We start from the raw sequence: 10,833 nt of genomic DNA on the forward strand, positions 1-10,833 counted from the left end.
CCTACTAAGGTTCAAGACACCTCTCACAAGTCCATTCTACAAATTCATTCATATCGGGCTTCCACCTTCCCCGACTCTCTGGAAAGAATTCTAATTTGTGTACTACTCTTGCTCAACGAGTTGTAAAGTATTTATTTAAAAACAAAAAGGGTCCCCCATCCTAAAAGGACGGAAGACCCGTGGTGCCACCTTCATTAGCTAAAATTAGCTCACTCAACCGATATCGAAGCAGAAATGCTTGAATACCTGTCTCTTGTAACGATGAGATCTTCGCCAAAGCCTACTGCCTAAAAGGGTTCGGTTTGGAGGCTCGGAAGTCCATTCGCTTAAACGTCTACACTGATTTTCACCAACCATCAGCTCTCTTAAGAATCCGTATAAGTTACTACTCTTCGTCAATGCCCTTCATGATTTGCTTTATTGATTAGTATCTTATCTAATTTTACTACTTAAGTCAAGAGATTGTTTTTTTAAAATTCACAATTAATTATTTTATATACATTTCTCATTGACATTGATTGATTTTATTTGTTCACTTCCATTTAAAGGATACCTTAAGTCTGTTTTTTTTGAAAGAAAAAAGCCAATATTAACTTTAGTAAGCAAACATGTCTCTTCGGCGTAGATAGTTGAGAGCAAAAAATGAAGGCGGGATAGAAGATTCATGGAACATATTGAACGATTAAGCCAAAACCAAAAGGCAGCAAAAAAGAAACAATCGACGGCTGACCAAAAAAAGCAAAGTGAAATTTCCAAACAAAAATGGGCAATCGTTTCGCTGTCTTCCATTCCTTTAGTCATGACTTTAGGAAATTCAATGTTGATTCCAGTATTACCTTCTATGGAGAAGGAATTATCCATCACTTCCTTTCAAACAAGTATGATTATTACGGTTTATTCCATTGTTGCCATTTTCTTAATTCCTGTTGCCGGATACATATCCGACCATATCGGCAGAAAAAAGGTTATAATCCCAAGTCTGCTGATTGCAGCGGTTGGCGGGCTGATTTCTTGGTGGGCTGCATGGAAGCTAACGGATGCCTATTGGCTTATTTTAGTCGGTCGAGCCCTTCAGGGTGTAGGAGCTGCCGGGGCCATGCCCATTGTACTGCCTTTAGTAGGCGACATGTTTAAAAGCGAAGATGATGTTAGCAGCTGTTTAGGTCTAATTGAAACGTCTAATACTTTTGGGAAAGTTTTAAGCCCTATACTCGGAGCCTTTCTTGCAGGATTTATCTGGTTTTTACCATTTTTTTCAATCCCTGTTTTTTGTGTCATTTCAGTTATTTTAATGATATTTCTTGTAAAATGTCCTAAGAGTAATCAAGAACCAATTCCATTCAAACAATTTTTTACGAATGTTAAAAAAACTTTTACTGAAAAAGGACGTTGGCTGTATGCCATCTTTTTTATTGGCGGTATACTGATGCTTGTCTTGTTTGGTATTTTGTTTTACCTATCGGAAATCTTTGAGAAAGAATATGGGATTAAGGATCTAAAAAAAGGAGTCTTTTTAGCATTGCCTCTTGGAGCATTGTGTTTAGCCTCTTTTATAAGTGGGAAGATTATAAAGAAAAATAAAGTCTTAATGAAATGGATTACCCTAATTAGTATTATTGCTGCTGCCCTTTCAATTGCCGCATTATGGTTTTCGATAAAACTTTGGTACATGCTTGCGATGTTTCTCATTACGGGTGTAGGCATTGGGTTAAGTCTTCCTTGTCTGGACGCATTAATTACAGAAGGTATTGAAAAAGAAGAACGTGGTACCATATCATCCATCTACAGTTCAATGCGGTTTATCGGGGTTGCCGCTGGCCCACCGTTAATAGCCGTTTTATTGGAATATGCCAGTCATTGGATTTTTATTGTCCTAAGCAGTTTAAGTCTTCTTGCTGCAATTATTACTATGATTGCGGTCAAACCTAAAGCTACAAGTTGAAAAGTGCTGAGAAAACCTCAGCACTTTTTGTTATTTTTTCGTTTATTGATAAGGACTTAACCATTCTGGATCCCTATCATGACATATGGGGCACTTCTGTATATTTGGATCGAATGTTGAGAACATTTTTCCGCAGGTTTGGCAGTTTTTTGTATGAAATGGGTGTTGTGCTATATATTTTTTATTTATTTTTAGTTCAATTTTCAAGGCATTCTCCGGACAAATATCCCTACAATCATAACAATTTACGCACTTTTCATTTTCAACTTGTAAAAAACCTTCATGTAAAATAAACACTTTTTGTGAACAGAAAGAAAAACACATTTGACAAAATGTACACTTTTCTTGTTCTAAACGCACTTGAAAGAATTGATAATCAGGAAAATAGCGCGTTATATTCCATTTCTTTGCTTCCATTTTCCAAGTTGCGGGGGTCATGTTTTTGGCCAACTGATAGCCCTCTTTACGTAAAGAAGAAAAAAAAGCCCTCCTTGTTAATTCCTTTTCTTCTCTGTTTTCATTTAATTTAATCGTGTTTTCATCAAGTTTCACCAGGATATCATTGGCATTATTAATAACTTTTATCCACTTTTGATTATCAAGGGTTGATTCTGACCTAACAGTGGTCACCCCCCTTTTTTTGTAAATCAGTAATTCCTTTATCAAAGGAGTATAGGAGTCATTATAGACAAGACTGTCCTTATCGAATTCCCTTGACTCTAAAATCCCCTGTATAGCAGAAAGCGGACATGCAATCAAGCAATCTCCGCAAGAATTGCAATGTTGTAAATCCATTTTAATCGATTCTGATGTAATATGAATTGCTTCCATGGGACAGCTATCCGCACAAACACTGCAGGTCGAGCGGGTGTGTCTCTTTCTAGAACAAGCATCAGTTATCCTAGCATCTACATGCATGCTTTCTAGCCAATTTACTAATAGAGACATATAACACCTTCCAAAAGTTATTGTTAGCTGTGTGCCAGCCTTGCATGTCTATGCGGTGTAATAACTAGGTTTGGGTGTGTGACCGAGTCACTTGGCATCCCTTTTATTTGGGCAATATCCCCATATTTTATTCGAAGTTCTTCTATTGGACCAAATTCAATCGCCCGCATTGGACATGCTCCCACACAAGCAGGTTCTTCACCTTTTTCCTGTAAATCCATACAAAAGTCGCATTTATTTGATTTAAACATCTTTTTATTGTATTGTGGTGAACCATACGGACAAGCTTTGATACATAACTGCGTACCTTGGCATACATCCTGGTCAATTGTCACCACACCTTTTTTTTTAATCTTAGTTATTGCTCCCGTAGGACAGCTTTGAATACAAGCTGCGTCCTCACAATGATTACATGAAATAGAAAAATAAAATGCTTTTATATTAGGAACAAATCCCTTTGTTGACTGTTGCACAAAGGTTCCTTCTTCGTATGGGTAAACTCTACGGAAATTTATGCCAACATCCAGGTTGTTTTTATCCTTACATGCCACAGTGCATGCCTTACAACTCGTACATAAACTTTGATTTATATAAAAACCCAACTGTTCCACGATTCCTCACTCCCTAAACTTTTTTGACTTCAACAAGGTTTGACAACTGAGGATTAGCTTTTGCTAATGCAGTAGGTTTCTGTGATGTGAGCACATTCACTGATCCTCTTTTGTCGAGACCATTTTTGTCAGGAGTATACCAAGCACCTTGAGGAATTCCAGCAACTCCAGGAATAATTCTTGGTGTAACCTTTACATCTATTTCTATTAATCCCCGATCATTAAAGACCTGTACTCGGTCCCCATTTTTAATTCCTCGTTTTTCGGCATCCCTAGGATTGATCCACATTTCTTGCTTAGCTGCCTCCTCCAGCCATTCTTGGTTGTCATAGGTGGAGTGGCATCTTCGTTTATAATGCCAGCTGATGAGCTGAAGCGGATATTTTCTTATAAGCGGATCTTCCGGTCCCTCCCAAGATGAAATATACTTAGCGATGGCTGGTATTTCATCATGCTGGTTCATATCCCATAAAGCTTTAGAGAACAATTCAATTTTACCGGAAGGCGTTTCAAATGGATTCTTTTCTATGTCATCTATTTGCTTTTTAAAACCAACCAGCGGTTCATCGTATTTAAAATGATAAACCCCTTTTTGACGAAACTCTTCGAATGTAGGGAAGTTAGGATTCAGTTCCTTTTTCGTTCTAACAACACTTTCTTTTACAAGATCTAAAATAGATTTCCCTTCAGTGAATTGCTTTTTCATTCCTAACTTATCAGCAATTTTAGCGAAAACCTCATATTCATTTCGACACTGATAAAGTGGTTCAATGGTTTTATCGCCAAAAACTACATAATCGCCAAAACACCACGGCACCCCTATATCATAACGCTCAAAAAAGGTAGTACCAGGCAATAAAATATCAGCATATTTTGCACTTGGAGTCATAAAAAGATCACTAACAACAATAAATTCCACTTTACTCTCGTCTTCAAGTAGTTTACTTGTTTTATTAATATCCGCGTGCTGATTGATAAGCATGTTACCTGCCATATTAAAAATCATTTTAATATTGGTCTTTAACTGATGGGTTCCTTGAAGTCCATCTGCTTCGGTCATTTCTGTACCTTTTTCTACTGCTTTTGTCCATAGGAAACATGGAATGGATGCCTTAACAGGGTTTTCATAAGAAAATGGATAAATAATATCACTGCGGCTCCAATATCCAGTACCACCTGCCCAGCCCCCTAGCTTACCAACATTACCTGTTAAACATGCTAACTGTGCCCCACCGCGCATATATTGCTCCCCATAGGCTTGACGCTGTGCTGCCCAGCCTTGAATTAATGCAGCGGGTTTTGTTTTAGCATATTCACGAGCTATTTCGCGAATTTTACTTGCAGGTACCCCACAAATCTTTTCCGCCCATTCTGGGGTCTTAGGGATACCGTCTTTCTCCCCTAGCAAATAACCTTTTACTGATTCATTTTTCGGCACGCCAGCAGGCATATGATTCTTGTCAAACCCAAGACAATATTTATCAAGGAATGCTTGATCGTGGAGGCCTTCTGTAATGATCACATAGCCCATGGCATCCATCATTGCTGTATCAGTTGTTGGAAGAATCGGAATCCATTCATCAGCAAAGGCAATCGCCGTATCAGTATATCTTGGATCTATAACGACAATCTTTGCACCATTTTTCTTTGCCTGCATTAAATATTCTCGATACGGTGTAGAAAAAATCATTTCAGAAGGGTTTTGCCCCCATAAAATGATATATTTTGAATGTAAAAGAGAATCAAAACTACTCCCTGAATTATTTGTTCCGTATGTATATGGTGTAGCAACATTACCTGCCCCTGAGCTGTAGTCATTTCGCGAATTTAAAAATCCACCCGTTAAAGCAAGAAGTTTTTTTGCTGCGTTCTTTCCACCATGCAACCCCCAGCTTTGTCCCGATGCATAATTTACATATCTTGATTCAGGACCATATGTATCACCAATTCTTTTTACTTGAGATGCAATTGTCTCAATTGCTTCATCCCAAGAAATTTTTTCAAATTTTCCTTCTCCCCGTTTACCGACACGTTTCATAGGAAATTTTAAACGATCTGGATGGTAAAGCATATTGCGATAGTTTCTGCCTCTCACACATGCCCTAAATGGTGGAGTTGATAGGTCTCCCCCCTCCTGGGTATCAGTAGTTACTCTGAGAACGACCCCATCTTTTACATGCGCTTTAATTACGCAACGACCTCCACAATTATTAATGCTGCAGGTTGAGATAATCGTTTCAGGACTTTCTTCTTTCGCACTAACAGGCTTGGTTTCTTCCTTGCGACTTACAAGCATTTTTGTGCCAATTCCACCTGCAATCACTGGTATTCCAATTGCTCCGGACCATTTTAAAAAGGTTCGTCTTTGCATTTTATTAAATAACAAGTTCTTTAAATGGTTATTTTCAGACATTTACTAATGCCTCCTTTACTTCCAATAAAGATGTCAAATCAAAGTTTAAAAAGTCTTCAAGGAGCATGGCAGCTCCAAGATATAGACGGCTATTCGTATACTCAATCACTCTTTTACAAAAATCAGGTATCCAAATGGTTAAATGCTCTGTAAGAAAATCTATTTGAATCGAAATCAGTTCCTGAATCTTTACTGTATCTGAAGCCGACAAGGTTAAATCTAATAGATAAATCATAAATTCTAATTCAAGTAATAAATGATCGTCAGGTTCATTACTTTCCCGTATAAATTGAAGCCCAAATTGGTGATAGAGCGCTCTTATTTGGAGGGTCCATTCTTCAAAAAGAAGACGCTCCTTGCTTCTAAAATAAGACTCCCATGGAGGGGCTACTATTGTTCCTGGACCTATAAAAAGTCGAAGGTATTCCTCTTTTTCCATGTAAACTTTCTCTTTCGAGTTTAATTGTTCAAAAAAGGATGCTAGAATTCTCCCGCCTTCATGAAACTCTTTTAAATCACCAAAATTTGCTAGACGCCCTAAATGAAACAAAGATTCTTCATCGTTTGGTTCCAAAAATAAACTATAAAGAATTTGATAAAAGTTTTTTCTAGATAATAAATATGGTTGTAATTGGGGATAAATTCCATTATCTGTTGTCGCCATTACCGCTCCTCCTTTATGAAATATTTATACCAACTTCCTTGATTTGTAAGCTTTATAAATTAATCTTACATGAATCGAGTAAGATTGACTTAACTTTGTGTAATTATTCACATTTATTTCAAAATCCTTAAAAATATAGCAACCTAAATCACTTCTTTGGGGTTATAACGCAAAATGTGTATAATAAAGAGAGTTAAAAAACTGCAAAGGATGATCTGCTTGAATATTACAGGCCATGAAGTTGAAAAATTAGAAGACCCTTTTGGTCTACTTTCCGGAGAGCGTTATGAGTTTTTTTTAGAGCTTGAGGTCGATGAGGAAGATGAATTATTTTCAGAAAAAGGAATCGGCTTAAAGTGTATATATGTACGTGATGGAAACCAAGAAAAAATTACTAGCTATCACTTTTTCGAACATGGGACAGAAAAGGTACTAGACTTTGAATTAGAAGATGATGAAGAAGAGTTAGTCCTTACATACTGTAAGAAGTATGCGGTTGAAGAAGTAGAAGAAGGCATTGAATAAGAAAGCAGGGAGCAATTTTCTCCCTGCTTTTTTGGTTACATTAAATTTTTACTATGATTATGAATGACTTGCAACTCTTTGGTTGTTTGCCTCATTTCACTCTTGCAAATAGGGCAATGGGGAATTTCACTGCTTTTAAAATTGTCCCGAATCCAACACTTACAAGTTTCAGAAGTACAGACCCAAATCTTAGTTTCTTCTAATTTTATTTCTTCTTCATTTTTTCTTCCAAAAGCCAAAATGATCACTCCTACTCCTTAATAATAGTTATAACTTTTTTACCCTTACTCACGTGAAGTCCCTATTATACTAGTAAAACTATATATAAAAAGGTGATGCTTACTGAAGTTTTGCATCACCTCTTTATTTTTGTCATGATCATTTTTAAATAAAAAAGACGTAAACCCACACGATAGGTAAAAACATTTTCCCATTTTCGTGTAGTTACGGCTACTTAAACGGATTATTACAAAATATAATACATATAAATATTATCACATTTTCCATTTTGAGTCAATTTCGAAACAGTGTTTATAACAAATCAAGACCAAGTGTTAGAACTTGATCTTGATTCCTTTTATTTTCTATTTTCTCTTATGCCTAGGCTTCTTTTTTCACTTTGGATGGTGCCTTTTTTCTTGGTGCTGAAGTTGCTTTTTTAGGTTTCGGAAGGTCAGCAGTTGATGTTTTTAGAGCTGATGTTGCAGCTGGTTTGGCAGGTTTTGTACGATCAATCGACGCCTGAAGAGCTGCCATTAGATCTGTCACATTCGATGCCACTTCTTTAGTGGCAGCCGTTACTGTTTCTTGACCAGTTCGTTTAGACTCGATTAATTCTAAAAGTGCATTTCGATATTCATCCGTATATTTCTCGGGCTCAAATGTAGTAGTTAATTGATCAATCAGTAAAATGGCCGTTTCTAATTCTCTATCGGTTACTTTGTCCTCCGCTGGAACATTTGGAACATCTTCAGCTTTACGAACTTCGTCTGGATAATGGATTGTTTCCATGACCAAGGTATTTTTATAAACTCGGATTACACCGAGTTGTTCCTTAGAACGAATAATAATTTTCGCTAATCCAACTTTTTCGGACTCTTGCAGGGCCTTCCTTAATAAAGAATAGGCCTTACTCCCCCCTTCATTGGGAGACATGTAATAAGTCCGGTCAAAGTAAATGGGGTCTATCTCGTTAATTTTTACAAAATCAATAATCTCGACTGCTTTTTCTTCATTTTCTTTACGAAGCTTTTCTAATTCTTCATTATCAAGGACCACGAATTTTCCTTTTGTATACTCATATGCCTTGACAATATCTTCTGGTTTTACTTCTTCTTCACAAACTGTACAGATTTTCTCGTATTTAATGGGTGCATGGCATTTATTATGCAGGGTTCGGAGCTTGATATCCTTATCTTCAGTTGCTGTATGGAGCTTGATGGGGATGTTTACGAGCCCAAAACTAATGCTGCCTTTCCACATGGTATGCATGGGCATTCTCCATTCTTTTTATTTTTATTTTGTGGTGATTTCCTATCCTCACTCCTAAAAAGATTTGGAAAAGGATGAAGTAGTATTTTTTGAAGCACCATAAGAAAAAAGAAAGGATTATGAACGATGAGACCCATGCTGCCAAGCTTAACTTTTGATCTTCCCGTACGGCCTGATTGGCAGTACGAGGTTAAATATGATGGATTCCGTGCAATGCTCTCCTGGGATAACACTGGAATAAAACTAATGAGCAGAAATGGTAATAATTTATTGCCGCAATTTCCGGAAATAAAAGAATTCCTTTTGCGTTATGAAGTTCAATTCCAACCCTATTTACCTCTTCAATTAGATGGTGAGCTGGTTTATTTGGAAAACACACATAAAGCCAATTTTTCTGCCATTCAGGTTCGTGGCAGGCTTAAGTCAGAAAAAAAAATATCTGAGCAAGCCACTCGGTTCCCTTGCCGTCTAATGGTTTTTGACTTATTGATGTTAAAAGGGAAAGGATTCTTTATTAATCCCTTTTATAAGAGAAAACAGGTATTAAAAAAATTATTTTTGGGAGTTGGCTTCCAAACGGAAGCTAATCCGTATAATAATCAACTGCTTCAATATGTAAAAGCATATGATGATTTTGATGAGTTATGGGAAAAAGTTGTCCTATATGACGGAGAGGGTATTATTGCCAAAAATAAAAATAGTTTGTGGGAGGAAGGTAAACGTACACCGCAATGGTTAAAATACAAAAATTGGAAGTTTGTCAACTGCTTTATTACCTCCTTTGAAAAAACAAACGGTTATTTTTATTTAGGTGTTTATCAAGATAAACAAATTTCCCCAATTGGACAAGTATTATTTGGCTTTAAACCGGAAGAAAAGGATGCCTTAAAGCAAACAATTAAACAAAACAGGATTAAAGAGGATGATGAATTTGTTCATGTTGAACCAGCTATTTGTCTTGAGGTAAAATACTTAGAACTCTATGACAACCAACTGCGCGAACCTCATTTTGACCGGTTTCGGTTTGATTTAGAACCTGCTGATTGTACATATGATCGCTTTATGTTTGCGCAGAAAAACCTGCCTCAAGATTTGGAAATTACGCATCCAGAAAAACCATTGTGGGATAAACTCGCCATTTCGAAATCTGATTATATTCTTTACTTACGGGAAGTCTCTCCCTATATGCTCCCATTTTTAAAAGATCGCCTCTTAACAGTGATTCGCTATCCTCACGGAATGTTTGGCGAAGCGTTTTATCAAAAAAATTGTCCTGATTATGCCCCGGAATTTGTACAAACAAAAGAAGCTGATGGAATTAATTATATATTGTGCAATAACCTAAAAACACTTGTTTGGCTTGGGAATCAACTGGCGATTGAATTCCATATACCCTTTCAAACCGTTAACAGCAATGGACCGAGTGAGATAGTCTTTGACTTAGATCCACCTTCAAAGGATGCCTTTTCATTAGCCATCAAAGCAGCCATTTTGATAAAAGAAGTACTGGATCAATTAAATCTAATTGGTTTTATTAAAACTTCAGGTAACAAAGGGCTGCAAATTTACCTCCCTTTACCGGAAAATGTATACTCATATGATGACACACGATTATTCACCAGCTTTATAGCAGAATATTTAATTTCGAAGGATCCAGATTCATTTACAATTGAACGAATGAAAAAGAATCGCGGAAACAGGTTATATGTTGATTATGTACAGCATTCTGAAAGGAAAACCATTGTGGCTCCATACTCGATGAGAGGAAATGAACATGGTGGTGTGGCAACACCGCTTTATTGGGAAGAAGTAAGCGAAAAACTTCAACTAGTCTCTTTTAATATGAAGAATGCTCTTACCCGGATTCGCAGTCAGGGTGATCCATTTATGGATTATTTTCAAACAAAGCAAATTCAACCATTCACTCCGGTTCTTGAGTTCTTAAAAAAATCGGGTAAAAAAGGATAAGGCATATCGCCTTATCCTCGGATTGTCGAGAAATGGTATTTTTCTTGGCAACTTTTTTATTTTGTCAGTATCAAATCCCTAATTTATTGTTTGCCCTTTCAATTGGGCCTGTTGATTTCCGCTCCGGGCACTCGCTTTCCGCGGGGAGGTCCTGGAGCCTCCTCGGCGCTTAGGCGGAGGCCACTGAAAAAGTCCACATTTTAAGCAGTTGAAAGGTAGATTTTATCGACCTTTCAACTGCTTTTTTGTTTTATAATAAAATTATTAAATT

Annotated in this window: 9 protein-coding genes and 2 other annotated features (1 of these 11 cut by a window edge); of the genes, 3 read left to right on the forward strand and 6 right to left on the reverse strand. The window is 37.0% G+C overall.

The genetic code is table 11. The features are described 5' to 3' along the window. Nucleotides 1–125 (reverse strand) — a binding site (T-box leader); it reaches 122 nt to the left of the window's first position. Nucleotides 126–161: 36 nt separating this feature from the next. Next, nucleotides 162–408: a binding site (T-box leader), on the reverse strand. A 256-nt stretch (nucleotides 409–664) separates the two neighbouring features. Beyond that, on the forward strand, nucleotides 665–1,942 hold the full coding sequence (bcbE, locus tag JOC76_RS22140) for a bacillibactin exporter BcbE (protein WP_205180937.1): 1,278 nt from the start codon (nucleotides 665–667) through the stop codon (nucleotides 1,940–1,942). Between the two features lie 42 nt (nucleotides 1,943–1,984). On the opposite strand, the gene JOC76_RS22145 is transcribed toward bcbE, so the two are convergent. The 4 genes from JOC76_RS22145 to JOC76_RS22160 form a co-directional block, all read right to left on the reverse strand. Then, nucleotides 1,985–2,737: a 4Fe-4S binding protein gene (locus JOC76_RS22145; protein ID WP_205180938.1), complete on the reverse strand. Its 753-nt coding sequence runs from the start codon at nucleotides 2,735–2,737 to the stop codon at nucleotides 1,985–1,987. 176 nt (nucleotides 2,738–2,913) lie between these two features. Beyond that, the gene (locus JOC76_RS22150; RefSeq protein ID WP_205180939.1) at nucleotides 2,914–3,501 is read right to left on the reverse strand and encodes a DMSO/selenate family reductase complex B subunit; all 588 of its coding nucleotides are present in this window, start codon (nucleotides 3,499–3,501) and stop codon (nucleotides 2,914–2,916) included. A gap of 13 nt (nucleotides 3,502–3,514) precedes the next feature. Next, nucleotides 3,515–5,914: a DMSO/selenate family reductase complex A subunit gene (locus tag JOC76_RS22155; RefSeq protein ID WP_205180940.1), complete on the reverse strand. Its 2,400-nt coding sequence runs from the start codon at nucleotides 5,912–5,914 to the stop codon at nucleotides 3,515–3,517. After that, the gene (locus JOC76_RS22160; protein ID WP_205180941.1) at nucleotides 5,907–6,578 is read right to left on the reverse strand and encodes a TorD/DmsD family molecular chaperone; all 672 of its coding nucleotides are present in this window, start codon (nucleotides 6,576–6,578) and stop codon (nucleotides 5,907–5,909) included. Before JOC76_RS22160 ends, JOC76_RS22155 begins: the two co-directional genes overlap by 8 nt. 210 nt (nucleotides 6,579–6,788) lie before the next feature. Here JOC76_RS22160 and JOC76_RS22165 point away from each other — a divergent pair, with 210 nt between their 5' ends. Further along, a complete protein-coding gene (locus JOC76_RS22165) occupies nucleotides 6,789–7,103 on the forward strand; it encodes a DUF6509 family protein (RefSeq protein ID WP_205180942.1) in 315 nt (104 codons plus the stop codon). 35 nt (nucleotides 7,104–7,138) lie between these two features. Here JOC76_RS22165 and JOC76_RS22170 read toward each other — a convergent pair whose 3' ends face one another. Then, nucleotides 7,139–7,342, reverse strand: a complete 204-nt coding sequence (locus JOC76_RS22170) for a cold-shock protein (RefSeq protein WP_205180943.1) — start codon at nucleotides 7,340–7,342, stop codon at nucleotides 7,139–7,141. Nucleotides 7,343–7,703: 361 nt separating this feature from the next. Next, nucleotides 7,704–8,594 (reverse strand): non-homologous end joining protein Ku, encoded by an 891-nt coding sequence (gene ku, locus JOC76_RS22175; protein ID WP_205180944.1) that lies wholly within the window; start codon nucleotides 8,592–8,594, stop codon nucleotides 7,704–7,706. A gap of 126 nt (nucleotides 8,595–8,720) precedes the next feature. Between ku and JOC76_RS22180 the strand changes: the two genes are divergently transcribed. After that, entirely contained in the window at nucleotides 8,721–10,562 is a 1,842-nt protein-coding gene (locus tag JOC76_RS22180; RefSeq protein WP_205180945.1) for a DNA ligase D, read from the forward strand. Nucleotides 10,563–10,833 lie beyond the last annotated feature (271 nt).

It is taken from the genome of Neobacillus cucumis (assembly GCF_016908975.1).
Lineage (GTDB): Bacteria > Bacillota > Bacilli > Bacillales > Cytobacillaceae > Neobacillus > Neobacillus cucumis.